The organism is Pseudomonas kulmbachensis (genome assembly GCF_963681935.1).
In the GTDB taxonomy this organism is placed as follows: domain Bacteria; phylum Pseudomonadota; class Gammaproteobacteria; order Pseudomonadales; family Pseudomonadaceae; genus Aquipseudomonas; species Aquipseudomonas kulmbachensis.
Map to the genome: position 1 here is coordinate 1422099 of NZ_OY817088.1, position 19481 is coordinate 1441579.

The 19481-nt window shown below is 58.6% G+C and carries 17 protein-coding genes; 13 read left to right on the top strand and 4 right to left on the bottom strand.

Annotated elements, in window-relative coordinates; genetic code table 11:
* Positions 1-36 precede the first annotated feature (36 nt).
* Both U5A05_RS06625 and U5A05_RS06630 read right to left on the bottom strand, forming a co-directional pair.
* Positions 37-453, bottom strand: coding sequence for a PA2817 family protein (locus tag U5A05_RS06625; protein WP_261741332.1), 417 nt, complete (start codon positions 451-453; stop codon positions 37-39).
* A gap of 63 nt (positions 454-516) precedes the next feature.
* Positions 517-2964, bottom strand: coding sequence for an acyl-CoA dehydrogenase (locus U5A05_RS06630; RefSeq protein ID WP_321835976.1), 2448 nt, complete (start codon positions 2962-2964; stop codon positions 517-519).
* Between the two features lie 151 nt (positions 2965-3115).
* On the opposite strand from U5A05_RS06630, the gene U5A05_RS06635 reads away from it, so the two are divergent.
* The 3 genes from U5A05_RS06635 (at position 3116) to U5A05_RS06645 (ending at position 5584) form a co-directional block, all read left to right on the top strand.
* On the top strand, positions 3116-3742 hold the full coding sequence (locus U5A05_RS06635) for a glutathione S-transferase family protein (protein ID WP_261741334.1): 627 nt from the start codon (positions 3116-3118) through the stop codon (positions 3740-3742).
* A 133-nt stretch (positions 3743-3875) separates the two neighbouring features.
* Entirely contained in the window at positions 3876-4808 is a 933-nt protein-coding gene (locus U5A05_RS06640; protein WP_261741335.1) for an ABC transporter ATP-binding protein, read from the top strand.
* Positions 4805-5584: an ABC transporter permease gene (locus U5A05_RS06645; RefSeq protein ID WP_261741336.1), complete on the top strand. Its 780-nt coding sequence runs from the start codon at positions 4805-4807 to the stop codon at positions 5582-5584. Before U5A05_RS06640 ends, U5A05_RS06645 begins: the two co-directional genes overlap by 4 nt.
* Before the next feature lie 285 nt (positions 5585-5869).
* On the opposite strand, the gene U5A05_RS06650 is transcribed toward U5A05_RS06645, so the two are convergent.
* On the bottom strand, positions 5870-6385 hold the full coding sequence (locus U5A05_RS06650; protein ID WP_261741337.1) for a DUF2062 domain-containing protein: 516 nt from the start codon (positions 6383-6385) through the stop codon (positions 5870-5872).
* A gap of 145 nt (positions 6386-6530) precedes the next feature.
* Between U5A05_RS06650 and U5A05_RS06655 the strand changes: the two genes are divergently transcribed.
* From U5A05_RS06655 to murB, 7 genes are read left to right on the top strand one after another with little or no spacing between them, the layout of a single operon-like run.
* Positions 6531-8735, top strand: coding sequence for a DNA internalization-related competence protein ComEC/Rec2 (locus U5A05_RS06655; protein ID WP_321835977.1), 2205 nt, complete (start codon positions 6531-6533; stop codon positions 8733-8735).
* 48 nt (positions 8736-8783) lie between these two features.
* The gene (locus U5A05_RS06660) at positions 8784-9419 is read left to right on the top strand and encodes a MotA/TolQ/ExbB proton channel family protein (protein WP_261742390.1); all 636 of its coding nucleotides are present in this window, start codon (positions 8784-8786) and stop codon (positions 9417-9419) included.
* Positions 9416-9844, top strand: coding sequence for an ExbD/TolR family protein (locus U5A05_RS06665; protein WP_321835978.1), 429 nt, complete (start codon positions 9416-9418; stop codon positions 9842-9844). The genes U5A05_RS06660 and U5A05_RS06665 overlap by 4 nt, the downstream gene beginning before the upstream one ends.
* Positions 9844-10848 carry a tetraacyldisaccharide 4'-kinase gene (lpxK, locus tag U5A05_RS06670; protein ID WP_321835979.1) on the top strand — a complete coding sequence of 335 codons (1005 nt, stop codon included), beginning with the start codon at positions 9844-9846 and terminating at the stop codon, positions 10846-10848. Before U5A05_RS06665 ends, lpxK begins: the two co-directional genes overlap by 1 nt.
* Positions 10849-10878: 30 nt before the next feature.
* A complete protein-coding gene (locus U5A05_RS06675) occupies positions 10879-11064 on the top strand; it encodes a Trm112 family protein (RefSeq protein ID WP_019827923.1) in 186 nt (61 codons plus the stop codon).
* On the top strand, positions 11061-11825 hold the full coding sequence (kdsB, locus tag U5A05_RS06680; RefSeq protein ID WP_261741341.1) for a 3-deoxy-manno-octulosonate cytidylyltransferase: 765 nt from the start codon (positions 11061-11063) through the stop codon (positions 11823-11825). Before U5A05_RS06675 ends, kdsB begins: the two co-directional genes overlap by 4 nt.
* Positions 11822-12841: a UDP-N-acetylmuramate dehydrogenase gene (gene murB, locus U5A05_RS06685; RefSeq protein WP_321835980.1), complete on the top strand. Its 1020-nt coding sequence runs from the start codon at positions 11822-11824 to the stop codon at positions 12839-12841. Before kdsB ends, murB begins: the two co-directional genes overlap by 4 nt.
* A gap of 78 nt (positions 12842-12919) precedes the next feature.
* Here the strand turns inward: murB and rne are convergent, their stop codons facing one another.
* Positions 12920-16129, bottom strand: a complete 3210-nt coding sequence (gene rne, locus U5A05_RS06690; RefSeq protein WP_482219527.1) for a ribonuclease E — start codon at positions 16127-16129, stop codon at positions 12920-12922.
* A gap of 712 nt (positions 16130-16841) precedes the next feature.
* On the opposite strand from rne, the gene rluC reads away from it, so the two are divergent.
* Genes rluC through sppA form a run of 3 tightly spaced genes read left to right on the top strand, consistent with a single transcriptional unit; the run spans position 16842 to position 19463 of the window.
* Positions 16842-17801, top strand: a complete 960-nt coding sequence (gene rluC, locus U5A05_RS06695; protein WP_261741344.1) for a 23S rRNA pseudouridine(955/2504/2580) synthase RluC — start codon at positions 16842-16844, stop codon at positions 17799-17801.
* Positions 17788-18453, top strand: coding sequence for an HAD-IA family hydrolase (locus U5A05_RS06700; protein ID WP_261741345.1), 666 nt, complete (start codon positions 17788-17790; stop codon positions 18451-18453). The genes rluC and U5A05_RS06700 overlap by 14 nt, the downstream gene beginning before the upstream one ends.
* A 20-nt stretch (positions 18454-18473) precedes the next feature.
* Positions 18474-19463, top strand: a complete 990-nt coding sequence (gene sppA / locus U5A05_RS06705) for a signal peptide peptidase SppA (RefSeq protein WP_261741346.1) — start codon at positions 18474-18476, stop codon at positions 19461-19463.
* Positions 19464-19481 lie beyond the last annotated feature (18 nt).

Here is a 19481-nt window from a genome sequence, read left to right on the forward strand (position 1 = left end):
GTAAACCGGGTGGGCTTTGAATATTCAGTAGGGCAATCAGTGCTTCGGGCTGTCTTCAGACACAGGCATCGCCATCAGCTGTTTTTCCTGATTCCAGTCGAACGGTTCATCGTTCTGTTCAGCTTCGTGACGACGCTCTTCCAGCGCCTCATACATGTCCAGCTCCTCATCCGACAGGAAGTTGAAGCAGGCGCCGCCGAAGTACCACAGCAGGTCACGCGGGACGAGGTGGGCGATCTGTGGGTAGCGTTCGATAACCTGGCACATGATGTCCTGGCCCAGATACTGGCTGTTGATCGGGTCAACCGGCAGCGAACTGCGCATATCGTCAAAGCGTTCCAGAAACAACGCGTGGCTTTCCTCAGGGATCTGCTCAGCGTCACCGACAGCAACCAGAATGCTGCGCAGAATGTCGAGCAAGACGAGGTTGTGGTTCAGATCGTTGGTGGCCATTGCGGGTGTCCTCTAGAGCAAAACGGGCGCCGGAGTATAAAGCCCCCGGCGCCGGTTGTCCTGTTAGCGAATCTTTCCTTCGCTGTGGCTCAGTTCCTCCTTGGAGAAGTCATCCACATCAATCACCTTGCGACGCGCGGCTTCTGCGGTGCGCAACGTCTGGGCTTCAGCCGGTTGCAACACCCCGGCTTGCAGCGCCGCATCGATGGACGGTTCTCCTGCCGCCGGTTTGACCTGACCGCTTTTCAGCGCATCGTGGAGTTTTTTGTGCAGCGGGCGCGCCTCGTTGAGCAGGTCGCAGGCATGCTGCAGAGCACCCACGGCGTCATCCGGCGATTGCGGGCGATAGCAACCCGCGAGCACCGCCTCAAGGGTTGGATCACCTTTGGCACGCCCCAGTACCGCCGCGACTTCAGCATCCAGTGCGTCTGAAGGCCCGGTATGGCGTCGGCCAAACGGAAACACCACACCGCGCAGTAAAAAGCCCAGAACGCGGCTTGGGAAGTTTTTCAGCAGTTCATCCAGTGCGCGCTCGGCATGCCCCAGGCTTTCCTCCATGGCCCATTTGAACAGCGGGTCGAGGTGTGCAGGTGAGTCGAGGTCGTGATAACGCTTGAGCGCAGCGCTGGCCAAGTACATATGGCTCAGCACATCACCCAGCCGCGCCGACAAACGCTCGCGGCGTTTCAACTCGCCGCCCAGCAGCATCATGCTCAAGTCGGCGAGCAGTGCAAAAGCGGCAGCCTGACGGTTCAGTGCGCGGAAATAACCCTGGCTCAAGGCGTTGCCCGGTACATGCTCAAAACGACCAAGGCCCAGGTTCAAGACAAAGGTGCTGGCTTTGTTGCTGATCGCAAAACCGATGTGCTTGAGCAGCAGGGCGTCAAATTCCAGCAAGGCCTGATCTTTGTCTTCGCGCGCCGCCAGGGCCATTTCTTTCAACACAAAGGGGTGACAACGGATGGCGCCCTGACCAAAAATCATCAGGTTGCGCGACAGAATGTTCGCGCCTTCCACGGTGATAAAGATCGGCGCGCCCTGCCAGTTGCGGCCCAGGTAGTTGTTGGGCCCCATGATGATGCCCTTGCCACCGTGAACATCCATTGCGTGGCTGATGCATTCGCGGCCGCGCTCGGTGAGGTGGTACTTGAGAATCGCCGACAGTACCGAAGGTTTTTCGCCAAGATCCACCGCGTTGGCGGTGAGCATGCGTGCGCTATCCATCAGCCAAGCGTTGCCGCCAATGCGCGCCAAGGCTTCCTGGATACCTTCGAAAGCGGCCAGTGGCACATTGAATTGCTCGCGCACCTGAGCGTATTGCCCGGTTACCAGACTGGTGAACTTGGCGGCGCCGGTGCCCACCGCAGGCAGTGAAATAGAGCGCCCGACCGACAGGCAATTCATCAGCATCATCCAGCCTTTGCCGAGCATTTCCTGGCCGCCGATCAAGTAGTCCAGCGGGATAAACACATCTTTGCCCGAGTTCGGGCCATTCATGAACGCTGCGCCCAAAGGCAAATGGCGACGGCCAATCTCAACCCCGGGGGTATCGGTGGGGATCAAGGCCAGGCTGATGCCCAAGTCTTCCTTGTCGCCCAGCAGGTGCTCCGGGTCGTGGGCCTTGAACGCCAGCCCAAGCAGGGTCGCGACCGGGCCGAGGGTGATGTAGCGTTTTTCCCAGTTCAGGCGCAGGCCGATGACTTCTTCGCCTTGCCACTGGCCTTTGCAAATAATCCCGGTGTCGGGCATTGCCCCGGCATCGGAGCCTGCCAGCGGGCCGGTCAGGGCAAAGCAAGGGATGTCATCGCCACGGGCCAGGCGCGGCAGGTAATGGTTGCGTTGCTCGTCGGTGCCGTAATGCAGCAACAGTTCGGCCGGGCCCAGGGAGTTGGGCACCATCACGGTGGAAGCAAGGTCGCCGCTACGAGTGGCCAGCTTCATCGCGACCTGGGAGTGGGCGTAGGCCGAGAAGCCCTTGCCGCCGTAGGCTTTGGGGATAATCAAGGCAAAGAAGCCATGTTCCTTGATATGCGCCCAGGCGTGCGGTGGTAAATCCATGGCCTGACCGATTTCCCAGTCGCTGACCATCGCACACAGCTCTTCAGTGGGGCCATCGATAAAGGCTTGTTCTTCTTCGGTGAGCTGGGCCTTGGGGTAGGCCAGCAGTTGGTTCCAGTCGGGGCGGCCGCTAAACAGCTGGCCATCCCACCAGACCGTGCCGGCGTCTATCGCATCGCGCTCGGTTTGCGACATCGGCGGCAGGGTTTTTTGAAACCAGTTGAATAACGGGGCGGTAAACAGTTTGCGCCGCAAGTCTGGTAACAGCAGCAGAGCGGTGGGCGCTGCCAGCAACAGCCAAAGGATCACCAGCAACCACCCCGGCACATGGCCGATAACACCCATCGCCAGCAAATACACTGCGACCACGGCAATGGTCGTCAGGGGGGCGATGCGTCGATGCGCCATATAGGCGATGCCAACAATCAAAACCAATATCCACAACAACAGCATATTCAATCCTCCATGAAACCAGGGGCGTGCACCCTTGTGAGCTTAGTCGCAACTTTCGATCAGGGTCGTAAGGATAGTGACCATGCGTTGGAGACGGAGTTCGTCATCCCGGCGTAGACTCCTTCGGCGTCTATCAATCAGGAGCCAGATCATGCTGAAAGTGTGGGGTCGCAAGAATTCGTCGAACGTTCGAAAAGCATTGTGGTGTGTCGAAGAGTTGGCGTTGCCGTATAGCCGGGTAGAGGCGGGCGGTGCATTTGGCGTCGTCAACAGCCCTGAGTATCGGGCGTTGAACCCTAATGGCCAGGTGCCGGTGATCGAGGAAGACGACGGTTTTGTGCTGTGGGAATCGAACACCATTGTGCGTTATCTCGCGGCCCGATACGGGGCGGACACGTCCTGGTACCCGACCGATGCCCGTGTCCGGGCTCAGGCTGACAAGTGGATGGACTGGACCAGCACCTCGTTTGCCGGGGTTTTTCGCACGGTGTTCTGGGGTGTCTTGCGCACGCCTGCCGAGCAGCAGGACTGGGTGGCCATTAACGCTGCGATTAACGCCTGCGCTGAGTTGCTGGCTATTGCGGATCGGGCTCTGGCGGAAAAACCCTACTTGTCCGGTGATGAAATCGGCATGGGCGATATCCCGCTGGGCTCTTTCATTTATGCCTGGTTTGAAATGCCCATCGAACGCCCGGCCCTGCCGCATTTGGCTGCCTGGTATGAGCGCCTGAAGCTGCGTCCGGCCTACCGAAATGCAGTGATGACCGCGTTGACTTAATAGCCACTATTAATACGGGCGACTGTACTTGTGCGGCGAGGCCAAGCACCATACGGCCTTGTCGGACTTGCCCTACAGGCTGTTCGCCCTTATTTATACCTCCCCCTTTCCCCATCTTGGTGCGTAATCCGATATGAGTTCCGCTCTGTCCATACGGCAGCTAACCAAAACCTACGGCAACGGTTTCCAGGCCCTGAGTGGTATCGATCTGGATGTTGCCGAAGGTGACTTTTTTGCCTTGCTCGGGCCTAACGGTGCCGGCAAATCCACCACCATCGGCATTCTCTCGACCCTGGTAAACAAAACCGGCGGTACGGTGAATATCTTTGGCCATGACCTTGATCGTAATCCGGCCGCGCTTAAACGCTCGATTGGCGTGGTGCCGCAAGAGTTCAACTTCAACCAGTTTGAAAAGACGTTTGATATCGTTGTGACCCAGGCGGGGTACTACGGCATCCCGGCGAAAGTCGCCAAGGAACGTGCCGAAAAGTACCTGACGCAATTGGGGCTTTGGGATAAGCGTGATACGCCTTCACGCTCATTGTCCGGCGGCATGAAGCGCCGTTTGATGATTGCCCGGGCGCTGGTGCACGAGCCACGTCTGTTGATTCTCGATGAGCCCACTGCTGGCGTGGACATTGAGCTGCGTCGCTCGATGTGGAGCTTCCTCACGGAGCTGAACGAGCAGGGCACCACCATCATCCTCACCACGCATTACCTGGAAGAGGCTGAGCAGTTGTGCCGCAATATCGGGATCATCGATCACGGCATCATTGTTGAAAACACCAGCATGCGCCAACTGCTGGGCCAGTTGCATGTCGAGACCTTTTTGCTCGACTTGAAATATCCCCAGCATGCGACTCCGCAGTTGATCGGCTATCCGAGTCAATTGCTCGACGCCACTACGCTGGAAGTGCAAGTCGACAAAGCCGTGGGTATTACCGGCCTGTTCACTCAGCTGGCAGCGCAAAGCATCGAAGTGGTGAGCCTGCGCAATAAAACCAATCGCCTTGAGGAGTTGTTCGTGTCGTTGGTCGAAAAAAACCTGGCAAAGGTGGCGATATGAGCTCGGAGCTGCGCCCCAACCTGATTGCGTTGAACACCATTGTTTACCGCGAAGTTCGACGCTTTATGCGGATCTGGCCACAAACCCTGCTGCCGCCAGCGATTACCATGGTTCTGTACTTTGTGATCTTCGGTAATCTGATCGGTCGGCAAATCGGTGATATGGGTGGTTTCACCTATATGGAGTACATCGTACCGGGCCTGATCATGATGTCGGTCATCACTAACTCCTACGGCAACGTGGTGTCGAGCTTCTTTGGCGCCAAGTTCCAGCGTTCGATTGAAGAACTGATGGTTTCGCCGGTTTCGCCCCACACCATTCTGATCGGCTTCACTGTTGGCGGCATTTTGCGCGGGTTGATCGTGGGTTTGATCGTGACCCTGCTGTCGCTGTTCTTCACTCACCTGCAAGTGCATCACCTGGGTCTGACCATTGTGGTCGTGGTGCTGACGGCGACGATCTTCTCGTTGTTGGGGTTTATCAACGCCGTATTTGCACGTAACTTCGACGATATTTCAATTATCCCGACCTTCGTGCTGACACCGCTGACGTACCTGGGGGGGGTGTTTTATTCGATCACGTTGCTGCCGCCATTCTGGCAGAGCGTGTCACTGGCCAACCCGGTGCTGCATATGGTCAACGCATTCCGTTACGGCATTCTGGGTGTTTCGGACATCAAGATCAGCGTAGCGCTGACCTTTATGGTGGTCGCAACGATCGTGCTGTACTTGGGCTGCGCCAAGCTGCTGGTCAGCGGCCGCGGGATGCGTCAGTAATATCTGATGTGGGAGCGAGCCTGCTCGCGAAGATCTCAAGTGAAGTGCGTCTTCGCGAGCAGGCTCGCTCCCACAGGTAAATAAGAAAGGCCCCTTTTCGGGCAATGTTGTTCACTTAAGCGATTTTTGCCTCTGTGGGAGCGGGCTTGCTCGCGATGGTCGTAAACGATGACGCGTATTTACTGAGTAAATGCGGCGTTCTGAAGACCATCGCGAGCAAGCCCGCTCCCACACTTGAGTAGCGTTGCTCTTAAGTGAACAACATTGCCCTTTTCGGGGCCTTTTCTATTGGCGCTGGTTTTTGCGGCTTTTCCACTTTCGGCTGACCCACCAGCGCCAATAGAGCATGGTCAGGCAGTAGGCCAGAGTCCCGAGCACCACGCCGCAAACTACAGAGCCCAGTAAAAATGGCTGCCATACGGTTGAAAGTTGGCCGCTGATCCACTCCCAGGTCAATTCATCAGGCAGGGCGCGTGCAGGCACATTCATCAGCCAGGCGCCCATCTTATAGGTGCAATAAAACACCGGCGGCATGGTGATCGGATTGGTCAGCCATACCAGCCCTACAGATATCGGCATATTGCTGCGCACGTTTATCGCCAGGAAGGCGGCCAGCAGCATTTGAAACGGCATAGGGATAAAAGCGGCAAAGATCCCTACTGCCATCGCTCGGGCCACGGAGTGACGATTGAGGTGCCAGAGGTTGGGGTCATGCAGCAAGGTGCCCAAAAATCGTAAGGACTTGTGTTCCCTGATCAGGGCCGGATCTGGCATGAAACGTTTGATTAAACGCCGTGGCATGGGCCTCTCCCTAGGTCAAGGGGGCAGTATGCCCAAATTCGACAGGATGCCTATTCAGACTTTGTGACAATTTCTTAAGCGCGCGTCCCCGATTCCAACTAATCCGAGTCAAAGGGATAAGTTGAGTATAGGCATGTATACAGGGATGTTTGCGCTCGCATCGGGCCTGATTGCGCTGCGGTTTTTACCCGCGTTGCCCTCAGCGGGCTGGTTGCTGCTGATGCTGTTGGCGGGGCTATTGCTCTTGGTCTCGCGCGCCTGGCAGGTGGGGCTTTTTGTGCTTGGGTTGAGCTGGGCCTGTGTTCAGGGGCAACGGGCGCTGGATGATCGCCTGGCGGATTCACTTGATGGTCGCACCCTCTGGATTGAAGGGCGAGTGGTCGGGTTGCCGCAACACACTGGCGCCTCAGTACGTTTTGAATTGCAGGGCGCCATGTCGCGCCACGGCACATTGCCCACGACCATCAGGTTGAGCTGGTATGGCGGGCCGCCCGTCAACAGTGGCGAACGTTGGCGGCTGGCGGTCAAGCTCAAGAAGCCCAGGGGTTTGATTAACCCCCAGGGTTTTGATTATCAGGCCTGGTTGCTGGCGCAACGGATTGGTGCGACAGGTGTGGTCAAGGATGGTCGGTTACTGATGGCAGCCAGTCATGCCTGGCGTGACGGTTTGCGCCAGCGCCTGTTGCAGATCGATGCCAATGGTCGAACGCCTTGGCTGGCGGCACTGGTCATGGGCGACAGTTCGGGGCTGAGCCGTGACGACTGGGCGCTGCTGCAAGCGACCGGCACGGTGCATTTACTGGTGATCTCGGGGCAGCATATCGGGCTGTTTGCCGGGTTGATCTATGGGTTGATAGCCCTGATGGCGCGTTATGGTGTGTGGCCACGGGTTTTGCCGTGGCTGCCCTGGGCCTGCGGTCTGGCGTTTGCGGGAGCTACTGGGTATGGCGCACTGGCGGGCTTTGAAGTGCCGGTGCAGCGCGCCTGCGTCATGCTGGGGCTGGTGCTGATATGGCGTTTGCGGTTTCGTCATCTGGGCGTGTGGCTGCCTTTTCTGTTGGCCCTCAATGCGGTATTGCTCGTGGAGCCGCTGGCAAGTTTGAGGCCGGGCTTGTGGTTGTCGTTTGCTGCCGTTGCAGTGCTGATTTTTACCTTCAGTGCGCGTTTGGGGGCGTGGAGCTGGCGGGCTGCATGGTTGCGACCGCAGGGGCTGATTGCTCTGGGCTTGTTTCCGCTGCTGTGGATCCTCGGTTTGCCCATCAGCCTGAGCGGGCCGCTGGCTAATTTAATGGCCGTACCCTGGATCAGTCTGGTGGTGCTACCGACAGCGCTGCTGGGTACGTTGCTACTACCTGTGCCCGTGCTGGGTGAAAATCTGCTGTGGCTGTCGGGCGGCTTGCTCGACGTATTGATTCAAGGGCTGCACCTGCTGGGCGGTGTTTTTAATCCCTGGTCGCCTGCAGTCGCGCCGATTTACATTTGGCTGCTGACAGCCCTTGGAGTCCTGCTCCTGTTGCTGCCTGCCGGGGTAGCACTCCGGCCGTTGGGTTGGCCGTTGGTCCTGTTGGCGGTATTTGCGCCCCGTGAGCAGACCCCCCATGGTCAGGTCGAGGTACTGCAACTGGATGTCGGGCAGGGGCTGGCGCTGGTCTTGCGCACCCGCAATCACACGCTGTTATATGACGCAGGCCCGAAGGTCTGGAATTTCGATCAGGGCGAGCGGGTCGTGGTCCCTGCGTTGCGTTCATTGGGGGTTGGGGCATTGGATGTGATGCTGCTCAGCCACGCCGACGCGGATCATGCGGGCGGTGCGTTGGCGGTGCAGCGAGCATTCAGTGTGGGCCGGGTGCTCGGGGGTGATGTGCCAGGGCTGCCAGAGCAATTGCAGGCGCAGCCGTGCGTCAGTGGGGAAGGCTGGGAGTGGGATGGCGTCAAGTTCTCGCTCTGGCAGTGGGCTGATGCGACTGACAGCAACCAGAAATCCTGTGTGCTGCAGGTGCTGGCAGGTACTGAGCGGCTGCTGCTGACGGGCGATATCGACGCCCGCGCCGAGCACGCCCTGCTGAAAAGCTCGCTGGCCGTTCCTACCCGCTGGTTGCAATCGCCACACCACGGCAGCAAGACCTCGTCGTCGATGGCTTTTCTCAAGGCGCTGGCGCCGCAAGCAGTGCTGATTTCCCGGGGGCATGCTAATAACTTTGGTCACCCCCATCCGCACGTGATGGCCCGTTACCAGGTGCTGGGGTTGCAGGTGTGGGACAGCGCCGAGCAAGGTGCGGTGTGGTTTCGTTTGGGAGCGAACGGCAAGGCCGAGAGCATGCGCGACCAGCACCGGTTCTGGCGCGATTGATAGTGTCCCTGTGGTAGAGTGGCGCACTTTTTCGAGGGGATTGTCACTGTGTGGGAACTGGTCAAATCCGGCGGCTGGATGATGCTGCCGATCATTCTGAGCTCTGTTGCCGCGCTGGGCATTATTGTCGAGCGCCTGTGGACCCTGCGTGCCAGTCGCGTGACCCCGGAGCATCTGCTCGGCCAGGTCTGGGTCTGGATCAAAGACAAACAGATGGACAAGGAAAAACTCAAATTACTGCGCGCCGACTCGCCTTTGGGTGAGATTCTGGCCGCGGGCCTGGCCAACTCAAGGCATGGTCGCGAGATCATGAAAGAGTGCATCGAAGAGGCTGCCGCCCGGGTGATTCACGAGCTTGAGCGCTACCTCAATGCGCTGGGTACGATTGCTGCGATGGCGCCGTTGCTGGGCCTGCTGGGCACCGTGTTGGGCATGATCGATATTTTCAGCTCCTTCATGGGCTCGGGCATGACCACCAACGCCGCCGTGCTGGCGGGGGGGATTTCCAAGGCGCTGATTACTACTGCCGCTGGTCTGATGGTGGGCATCCCCGCAGTCTTCTTCCATCGCTTCCTGCAACGTCGGGTTGACGAGCTGGTGGTCGGCATGGAGCAAGAAGCGATTAAGCTGGTCGAAGTGGTACAGGGCGACCGCGAAGTCGATGTGGTCGGGAGCAAAGCGTGAAATTTCGCCGCAAGCCACGGGAAACGGTCGATATCAACCTCGCGTCATTGATTGACGTGGTGTTTATCCTGCTGCTGTTTTTTGTCGTGACTACCACCTTTACCCGCGAAACCCAGCTGCGCGTCGATCTGCCAGAGGCCGTAAGCGGCTCGCCCGCCGACGACCAGAACGCCAAGCAACTGGATATCGCCATTAGCGCGGACGGTGTGTTTTCGGTTAACAACCAGTTGTTGCCGAAGAACGATCTGACGAGCCTGATGGAGGCTCTGCAGAAAGAATCCGGCGGTGATACCAGTCTGCCGTTGTCGATCAGCGCCGACGGTAAAACCCGGCATCAGGCGGTCATTACTGCGATGGACGCGGCCGGCAAGCTCGGCTTCAGCCATTTGCGCATGACCACTGTTGAGGCGCAGGCGACTCCCTGATGGCCATGTCCGATCGTTTGTTGCGCGCTTGGTACACCGGGCACCCGCTGCTGACCCTGTTACGCCCGCTTGAATGTCTTTACCGTCGAGTGGTGGAGCGCAAACGGGCACGTTTTGTCGCCGGTGAGGGCCAGATTTACCGCGCCCCGGTGCCGTTGGTCGTGGTGGGGAACATCACGGTCGGTGGCACCGGCAAAACACCGCTGATTCTGTGGCTGATCGAGCATTGTCAGCGCAAGGGGCTGCGGGTCGGTGTGGTCAGTCGCGGTTATGGCGCCACGCCTCCTCAGTTTCCCTGGCGTGTGAGCGCTGAGCAAAGTGCCGAGCAGGCGGGGGATGAACCCTTGTTGATCGTGCAGCGTACCGGCGTGCCATTGATGATCGATCCGGACCGCAGTCGTGCGGTCAAAGCGTTGTTGGCCAGCGAATCGCTGGACCTGATTCTGTCTGACGATGGCATGCAGCATTACCGCCTGGCTCGAGATCTGGAGCTGGTGCTGATCGATAATGCCAGAGGTCTGGGTAACGGCCGCTGCCTGCCTGCTGGGCCATTGCGCGAACCGGTCGAGCGCCTGCAAAGTGTCGATGCGGTGTTGTATAACGGCGCTTGCAGCGACCCGCAGGGCGGTTTTTCCTTTGAGCTGAAGCCCACTGCGCTGATTAACCTGCTCACTGGTGAACGTCAGCCGCTGGACTATTTTCCTGCTGAACAAGCGCTGCATGCGGTGGCCGGGATCGGCAATCCACAGCGTTTCTTCACGACTCTTGAAACGCTACACTGGCGGCCAATTACCCATGCTTTTGCCGATCACGCGCTCTACAGCGCCGAAGCGCTGAGTTTTACGCCGCAGCTGCCCGTGGTCATGACCGAAAAGGACGCGGTGAAGTGCCGCGGCTTTGCGTCACCCGACTGGTGGTATCTGGCCGTTGACGCAGTGCCGTCGGCAGCTTTCGTTCTATGGTTTGATCAACGGCTGCAGGGTCTTTTGCCCGATCACGTTTGATCTGACTCATCTTTATCCAGGGGAACCCTTATGGACACCAAATTGCTCGATATCCTTGCTTGCCCTGTTTGCAAAGGCCCGCTCAAACTCAGCGCCGACAAGACCGAGCTGATCAGCAAGGGCGCAGGTCTGGCCTATCCGATCCGTGACGGCATTCCGGTCATGCTCGAAACCGAAGCCCGCACCCTTTCAGCTGATGAGCGTCTGGATAAATGATTCCGGTTTTCACAGTTGTTATCCCGTCGCGCTATGCCTCGACCCGTTTGCCAGGCAAGCCGCTGCAAATGATCGCCGGCAAGCCGATGGTCCAGCACGTCTGGGAGCAAGCCTGTAAAAGCAGCGCGCAGCGGGTGGTGGTTGCCACTGACGATGCGCGCATCGTCGAGGCCTGCAAGGCGTTTGGCGCCGAGGTGCTGCTGACCCGTGCCGATCACGAGTCCGGTACTGACCGCCTGGCCGAAGTGGCCACGCAGTTGGGCTTGGCTGACGATGCCATCGTGGTCAATGTCCAGGGCGACGAGCCGATGATTCCGCCGCAGGTGATTGATCAGGTTGCCGTCAACCTGGCCGCCCACAGCGAAGCGAGCATGGCGACTCTGGCCGAGCCGATCGACGATGTCGAGACCCTGTTCAATCCCAATGTGGTCAAGGTGGTCAGTGACATCAATGGGCTGGCGCTGACATTCAGCCGGGCCACGTTGCCGTGGGCACGGGATGATTTCGCTCAACACCCGGACAAACTGCCAGCGGGCGTGCCCTATCGTCGGCATATCGGCATCTACGCCTATCGTGCAGGCTTCCTGCATGACTTCGTGAGCTGGGGGCCTTGCTGGCTTGAAAATACCGAGCGTCTGGAGCAACTTCGAGCGCTGTGGCATGGCGTGCGCATTCACGTGGCTGATGTGCTTGAGGCCCCGCCTGCCGGAGTGGATACCGTAGAAGACCTCGAGCGCGTTCGGCGCTTACTGGAGTCATGAGTTTGGATCTGCAGGTCAATGCGTCGCTTAAGCCTTTCAACAGCTTTGGCGTTGATGTGAAGGCGAGCCTGTTTGCGCAAGCCCACAGCGATGCCGATGTGCGTGAGGCGTTGCTGTGTGCGGCCGATCACAAGTTGCCGTTGCTGGTCATTGGCGGCGGCAGCAATTTGCTGCTGACCGGTGATGTTGCGGCGCTGGTTTTGCGCATGGCCAGTCGCGGCATTCGCGTGCTGGAAGAAGACGGTGATCGGGTTGTGGTTGAGGCCGAGGCGGGCGAGGTCTGGCATGCCTTTGTGCAGTGGACCCTGGCGCAGGGTTTGTCGGGGCTCGAAAACCTAAGTCTGATCCCTGGCACCGTGGGTGCCGCGCCGATGCAAAACATTGGTGCCTACGGCGTCGAGATCAAGGATGTATTCGCCGGGCTTACGGCGCTTGACCGGCAGACCGGCGAGCTGCGCGAATTCAGCCTGGCCGAGTGCAATTTTGCCTATCGCGACAGCCTGTTCAAGCAGCAGGCCGGGCGCTGGTTGATTTTGCGGGTGCGCTTTGCCCTGAGTCGGGCTGTGCATCTGCATCTGGAATACGGCCCTGTGCGTCAGCGCCTGGCCGAGCAGGGCATTGAACAGCCGACAGCCAGTGATGTCAGTCGGGCGATCTGCAGTATTCGCAGCGAAAAACTGCCGGATCCGGCAGTGTTGGGCAATGCTGGCAGCTTCTTCAAAAACCCGCTGGTATCGGCGGTGTTGGCGGCTGAGTTGAAAGTGGCGCACCCCGGCCTGATTGGTTATCCGCAAGCCGATGGGCAGGTGAAGTTGGCGGCGGGCTGGTTGATCGAGGCGGCGGGCTGGAAAGGCTTTCGCGAGGCGGATGCAGGCGTGCATCGTTTACAGTCGCTGGTACTGGTCAACCATGGCTCAGCTACGGGTTTGCAGTTGCTAGCGCTGGCGCAGCGGATTCAGGCAGACATTCTGCAGCGTTTTTCAGTGCAGTTGGAGATGGAACCCAACGTGTACTGAGGTTCGCAGTTGAAATTGAAAGCATAAAAAAAGCCCCGCCAGTTCAGAACTGGCGGGGCTTTTTAGTGGCCTACGGAATTACGCGAGGGGTTTGGACTCGTGTTCTTCCTGGGCTACGGCTTCGCTTGCAGGTGCCTGAGCAGCGGCAGCGGCTGCAGCAGCCTCTTCACGCTTGCGGCGACGTACTTCACGCGGGTCGTTAGGTGCGCGGCCATTGCTTGGGGCGCTGACAACCGGAGCGGCTGCCACTACAACCTCAACCACTTCTGTTGCCACAACAGCTTCAACCGGAGCTGGCTGTGCGGTGACTGCGGTTTCGACTACAGCTTCAACCGCTACCACTGCAGGTTCAACTGCAACAACGGGTTCAGGTGCGGCTTCAACAACGGCGGGTTCTGCAACTGGCTCGCGTACAAAGCGGGCTTCCTTGACAGGTTCCGGTGCCTTTTCGGCGACTGGCGCTTCGATAGCCGGTGCTTCAACGACCGGGGTTTGCACCACGGCTTCGATGACAGGCTCTGGAGCAGCAACAACCGGCTCGGCAACGACCTGGACTTCAGGCTGTGCTTCTTGAACCGGAGCCACTTCAACTTCAGGTGCCTTGATCACGTCGATCGGAGTGACAGCTTCTACAACCGGTGCTTCAACAACGGTGGCTTCAGCAACTGGCGCTTGAGCAGCAGGCGCTTCGACAGCGATGACTTCCTGTGCAGCTTCTACGGCAACTGCGGTTTCAGCCGGGGCCGATTCCTGGGTTGCTTCAGTAGCGCGCTCTGCTTGCTGATGAGCCTGGGCTTCAGCAGGAGCGCTGATTACCGAGCTGGCAACAGCTTCAGTCACGGCCAGACCGGCGGCGATTTCAAGGGTGGTTGCAGGAGCGTCTTGGGCGTTGCCTTCTTCGCTGTTCTCTTCCGAGCCTTCAATCACGTTGCCGTTGGCATCACGCTGACGTTCACGACGGTTGCTGCGACGACGCTGACCACGGGAGCGGCGACGTGGACGATCGCCTTCGGCGTTGTCCTGGTTCTCGTCCTGGGATTGCTCTTCGCTGGACAGCGCTTCTTCGTCTTCAACAGCGGCTACAACCTGCTCTTCGCGTGGAGCACGCTCTTCGCGAGGTGCGCGCGGCTGACGTTCTTCACGCGGTGGGCGCGGTGCGCGCTCTTCAGCGACTACTGCAGTGGCAGCAGCTACGGCAGGCGCGGCATCCAGAGGTTCGCGCAGTTCGCGGACGCGTTCTTCACGGCCTTCGCCACGAGGTTTGCGGTCTTCGCGCGGTGCACGTGGAGCACGCTCTTCACGCGGTGGACGCGGAGCGCGTTCTTCGCGAGGTGCTTGAGCAACAACCGGGGTTTCTTCGCGAGGTGTGCGCTCTTCACGTGGTTCACGAGCAGCACGTTCTTCACGTGGTGCACGCTCTTCGCGCGGTTTGCGTTCTTCATCACGGCGACCGTTGCGGTTGCGGCTTTGCTGGCGGCCGTTGCGACGCTCTTCGTTGCGAGCAGGGCGCTCAGGGGTTGCAGGCTTCTCGACTACGGTCGGAGCAACAGGCTCTTCCTTGGAGGCGAACAGGCTTACCAGCGACTTGACCAGACCTTTGAACAGGCTTGGCTCGGAGATGGTTGCAACGGGTGCAGGTGCTGCAGGAGCAGGTGCAGCGGCGGCTTCGGTAGGTACCGGGGCCGAGGTGCGCGGCGGTGCTGTTTTGACCGCGGCTTCCTGGCGAACCAGAGTCCGGGTGGCAGCAGCCGGCTGGACTTCTTCCACTTCAGCAGCAGCGGCAGCTATTTCATAGCTGGACTGGTTGGTGTGGGCTTCCGGGCTGTCATCACGCAGGCGCTGAACTTCGAAGTGCGGCGTTTCGAGGTGGTCGTTCGGCAGAATGACGATGCGAGCGCGTGTGCGCAGTTCGATCTTGGTGATCGAGTTGCGTTTTTCGTTGAGCAGGAATGCGGCAACCGGGATTGGCACCTGGGCACGTACTTCGGCAGTACGGTCCTTCAGGGCTTCTTCTTCGATCAGGCGCAGGATGGCCAGCGACAGCGACTCAACATCACGGATGATGCCAGTGCCGTTGCAGCGTGGGCAAACGATGCCGCTGCTTTCACCCAGGGATGGACGCAGGCGCTGACGGGACATTTCCAGCAGGCCGAAGCGCGAGATACGACCCACTTGTACGCGGGCACGGTCTGCTTCCAGGCATTCGCGGACTTTCTCTTCCACGGCGCGCTGGTTTTTGGCAGGGGTCATGTCGATGAAGTCGATGACGATCAAGCCGCCGATGTCGCGCAGGCGCAATTGACGGGCGATTTCTTCAGCCGCTTCAAGGTTGGTCTGCAGTGCGGTTTCTTCGATATCGCTGCCTTTGGTGGCACGGGCCGAGTTGATGTCGATAGACACCAGGGCTTCGGTCGGGTCGATAACGATGGAGCCGCCGGAAGGCAGTTCAACGACGCGCTGGAAGGCGGTCTCGATCTGGCTTTCGATCTGGAAACGATTGAACAGCGGAACGCTGTCTTCGTAGAGTTTGATTTTGCTGGCGTACTGTGGCATCACCTGGCGAATGAAGGTCAGGGCTTCGTCCTGGGCTTCAACGCTGTCGATCAGTACTTCGCCGATGTCCTGGCGCAGGTAATCACGGATGGCGCGGATGATCACGTTGCTTTCCTGGTAGATCAGGAATGGCGCGGAGCGATCCAGCGAGGCTTCTTTAATGGCGGTCCACAATTGCAGCAGGTAGTCGAGGTCCCACTGCATTTCTTCGCTGCTGCGGCCCAGGCCTGCAGTACGTACGATCAAGCCCATGTCGGCAGGGGCGATCAGGCCGTTCAGCGCTTCACGCAGTTCGTTACGCTCTTCACCTTCGATGCGACGGGAGATACCGCCAGCACGTGGGTTGTTAGGCATCAGAACCAGATAACGGCCAGCGAGGCTGATGAAGGTGGTCAGGGCTGCGCCCTTGTTGCCACGCTCTTCTTTCTCGACCTGCACGATAACTTCCTGGCCTTCGCTCAGGACGTCCTTGATGTTTACGCGGCCTTCAGGGGCTTTCTTGAAGTACTCGCGGGAGATTTCCTTGAGTGGCAGAAAGCCGTGGCGCTCAGAGCCGAAGTCGACAAAGGCAGCCTCAAGGCTTGGTTCGATGCGAGTAATACGGCCTTTGTAGATGTTGGCTTTCTTCTGCTCGCGTGCACCCGACTCGATGTCCAGGTCGTAGAGGCGTTGGCCATCTACCAGTGCTACGCGCAACTCTTCAGGTTGAGTTGCATTAATCAGCATTCTTTTCATGTTGTACCGTCGGTTTCCGGGCTACCGGAAACGGCGTTCGGCACACACGACTTCTCATGGTCGGTGTCAGGTGCGTCAGGAGTTGTTGGCCACTCCTGTGTACAACGAGGTTCGGCCCTTGGGGACGAAGTCGTGACTTACGCTTCCTGCTTGCTGTGGTGCTAAAGCACCTCTTAAGCAAAAGTCTGGTCAGGAGGAGGAATCAACCGGCGGCTGTGGACGAGATGAAGCGTCTTGATAAAGCCTATTGCTACACAGTCCGGCGGTTGTGCATCTCCACCCTACACGTATCCCTGATAATTCGGGTGCTGCCGCGCGCAGAATCCGCAGCGGGTTGGCATTTACCGTGTTCTCCAAAAGGGGAGTTCACGCATCATGGCTAATAAAGGCGATGTTTCCGAAGCTTTCGCTCGAAATTCCCGAAGCTGACTGCACTTTGTGAACTGGCCGTGAATGTCGGCGCAAAAGGCGAGTTTTCACTCCGCTTTCCAGGCTCGCTTCAGGCCTCATGTCACCTGCGCTTGTTACAACTCCGGGTCTTGCGTGTGTAGCAAAAGCCCCGTGGGACGGCCTCGCGTCCTTGTTAAGAGCGTTGGTCAGGGCCGGTTATTCACCGTTAATCCTCTGTCCAGGCCGCTTTTGGCGGCGTTCGCGACTATAGCAGCAATGATTAAGTGCTTCAATTCCATAAAAAATTGTTATCATCCGCGGCATGACGACGACTACCCCCCCGACCCCCAGCGTCCAGCTGCTTGAGGTCTCGCCGGAATATGCCGGCCAACGCATTGACAATTTTTTACTTGCCCGGCTCAAGGGTGTTCCCAAGACCTTGATTTACCGCATTTTGCGTAAAGGCGAAGTGCGTGTGAACAAGGGGCGGATCAAGCCCGAGTACAAGCTGCAGGCAGGCGATATCGTGCGCGTGCCGCCGGTTCGCGTGCCTGAGCGCGACGAGCCGGTGCCTGTGGCGCAAGGTTTGCTGTTGCGCCTGGAGGCGGCCATTGTCTACGAAGACAAGGCGCTGATTGTGCTGAACAAGCCTGCAGGTATCGCCGTGCATGGTGGCAGCGGCCTGACGTTTGGCGTAATTGAAGCATTTCGTCAGATGCGCCCCGACGCCAAGGAATTGGAGTTGGTGCACCGTCTGGATCGCGACACTTCCGGTCTGCTGATGATTGCCAAAAAACGCAGCATGCTGCGTCACTTGCACGAAGCGCTGCGTGGCGACGGTATCGACAAGCGTTACATGGCGCTGGTACGTGGCAATTGGGCTGCTTCGATCAAGCAGGTGCGTGCGCCGCTGATGAAAAGCAACCTGCGTTCAGGTGAGCGCATGGTCGAAGTCAACGAAGAAGGCAAAGAGTCGGTAACCGTGTTCAAGGTGCTGCGCCGCTTCGGTGATTTCGCAACCATGGTTGAGGCGCGGCCGATCACCGGTCGTACTCACCAGATCCGCGTGCATACCCTGCACGCCGGGCATTGCATTGCCGGTGATACCAAGTACGGCGATGAAGGCTTCTCCAAGGAGATCCGTGATCTGGGCGGCAAGCGGCTGTTTCTGCATGCCTATATGCTGACCGTGCCTATGCCAGATGGCGGTGAAATGAAATTCCAGGCCCCGGTAGATGAGATGTGGGCCAAGACCGTGGAGCGACTGAGTGTCCCCTACTGAGTACAAGCTGCTGATCTTTGACTGGGATGGCACGCTGGCCGATTCCATCGGTCGTATTGTCACCGCGATGCAAGTTGCGGCTCGGCGTGCTGATCGCCCGGAGCGCGATGCGGACTCGGTAAAGGGGATTATTGGTCTTGGCTTGCCTGAAGCGATTCTGACGCTTTATCCGGATATGACGCATGAGCAGGTAATTGCCTTTCGCCAGCATTATGCGGATGTCTACATGGCCATGGATGCCGAGCCCTCGCCGCTGTTTGCTGGGGTCAGGGAGTCGCTTGAAGTATTCCGTGCCCAGGGCTATCGCCTGGCAGTTGCTACTGGCAAGGCGCGTCGCGGTCTTGATCGTGTGCTCAAGGCTCACGGTTGGGAGGAGTTTTTCGATATCACCTGTGCGGCAGATGAGACGGCAAGCAAGCCTGATCCTTTGATGCTGAACCGGATTCTGGCTCATTGCGATGTGCGCCCGGAGCAGGCGCTGATGGTGGGCGACGCTTCCTTTGATTTACTGATGGCGCGCAATGCGGGCATCGATTCCGTTGCGGTAGGTTATGGTGCTCAGTCAATGGAGCGCTTGCTGACGTTCGAGCCGAAGTTGGCGATTGATAGTTTTCCCGAGTTGCGCGCCTGGCTGGGTCGCCAGGCTAATTAAGATTTTTGCTGGGGTAGTGCATGGTTGATCAATGGAAGGCGCCCTCTGCGGCTGAGCCGGCTGTCGGTGACGACAAGAGTTGGAAGTTGCTGGAAAAAACCTTGTTGGCAGGTGTTCAAGAGCAGCGTCGTGCGCGTCGCTGGGGCATCTTCTTCAAAGTGTTGACGTTCTGCTATCTGATCACGGTATTAGTGCTTTTTACGCCGCTGCTGGATATGGAGCGTACAGCCGTCAGCGGCTCCGGCTATACAGCGCTGATTGATGTGCGTGGGGTGATTGCTGACAAAGAGGAGGCCAGTGCCGACAATCTGGTCACCAGTCTGCAGGCGGCTTTTGAGGATCCCAAGGTCAAGGGTGTGGTGCTGCGCATCAACAGCCCTGGCGGCAGTCCAGTGCAGTCGGGTTATGTTTACGATGAAATTCGTCGTTTGCGCGGCCTGCATCCGGACACCAAGGTGTATGCGGTGATCTCCGATCTGGGTGCTTCCGGCGCTTATTACATTGCCAGTGCGGCCGACGAGATTTACGCCGACAAGGCCAGTCTGGTGGGGTCGATTGGCGTGACGGCGGCAGGCTTTGGTTTTGTCGGTGCGATGGACAAACTGGGTATTCAGCGTCGCGCTTACACTTCGGGTGAACATAAGGCGTTTCTGGATCCGTTTGAGCCTGAAAAGCCGGACGAAACCAAGTTTTGGCAGGGCGTTCTGAATGTGACGCACGAGCAGTTTATTGCCAGCGTCAAGCAGGGGCGTGGTGATCGTTTGAAAGACAAGGAGCACCCGGAGTTGTTCTCGGGGCTGGTCTGGACCGGTCAGCAAGCGCTGCCATTGGGTCTGATCGATGGGCTGGGTAATGCCAGTTCGGTCGCTCGCGATGTAATCGGCGCCAAGGAGCTGGTGGACTTCACGGTTCAGGAATCCACTTTCGACCGCTTCTCGAAAAAGCTCGGTGCCAGCGTGGCTCAGCAATTGGCAATGTGGATGGGCTTTCAGGGGCCGACCCTGCGCTGATTGTTGAGTGCTTCAAAA

What these genes read in the sequence shown, in the direction of transcription:
- U5A05_RS06630 (WP_321835976.1), bottom strand. Translation starts at nt 2,964, where the DNA reads ATGCTGTTGTTGTGGATATTGGTTTTGATTGTTGGCATCGCCTATATG.
- U5A05_RS06625 (WP_261741332.1), bottom strand. Translation starts at nt 453, where the DNA reads ATGGCCACCAACGATCTGAACCACAACCTCGTCTTGCTCGACATTCTG.
- kdsB (WP_261741341.1), top strand. Translation starts at nt 11,061, where the DNA reads ATGATTCCGGTTTTCACAGTTGTTATCCCGTCGCGCTATGCCTCGACC.
- sppA (WP_261741346.1), top strand. Translation starts at nt 18,474, where the DNA reads ATGGTTGATCAATGGAAGGCGCCCTCTGCGGCTGAGCCGGCTGTCGGT.
- U5A05_RS06650 (WP_261741337.1), bottom strand. Translation starts at nt 6,385, where the DNA reads ATGCCACGGCGTTTAATCAAACGTTTCATGCCAGATCCGGCCCTGATC.
- U5A05_RS06640 (WP_261741335.1), top strand. Translation starts at nt 3,876, where the DNA reads ATGAGTTCCGCTCTGTCCATACGGCAGCTAACCAAAACCTACGGCAAC.
- rne (WP_482219527.1), bottom strand. Translation starts at nt 16,129, where the DNA reads ATGAAAAGAATGCTGATTAATGCAACTCAACCTGAAGAGTTGCGCGTA.
- rluC (WP_261741344.1), top strand. Translation starts at nt 16,842, where the DNA reads ATGACGACGACTACCCCCCCGACCCCCAGCGTCCAGCTGCTTGAGGTC.
- U5A05_RS06645 (WP_261741336.1), top strand. Translation starts at nt 4,805, where the DNA reads ATGAGCTCGGAGCTGCGCCCCAACCTGATTGCGTTGAACACCATTGTT.
- U5A05_RS06675 (WP_019827923.1), top strand. Translation starts at nt 10,879, where the DNA reads ATGGACACCAAATTGCTCGATATCCTTGCTTGCCCTGTTTGCAAAGGC.
- lpxK (WP_321835979.1), top strand. Translation starts at nt 9,844, where the DNA reads ATGGCCATGTCCGATCGTTTGTTGCGCGCTTGGTACACCGGGCACCCG.
- U5A05_RS06655 (WP_321835977.1), top strand. Translation starts at nt 6,531, where the DNA reads ATGTTTGCGCTCGCATCGGGCCTGATTGCGCTGCGGTTTTTACCCGCG.
- murB (WP_321835980.1), top strand. Translation starts at nt 11,822, where the DNA reads ATGAGTTTGGATCTGCAGGTCAATGCGTCGCTTAAGCCTTTCAACAGC.
- U5A05_RS06635 (WP_261741334.1), top strand. Translation starts at nt 3,116, where the DNA reads ATGCTGAAAGTGTGGGGTCGCAAGAATTCGTCGAACGTTCGAAAAGCA.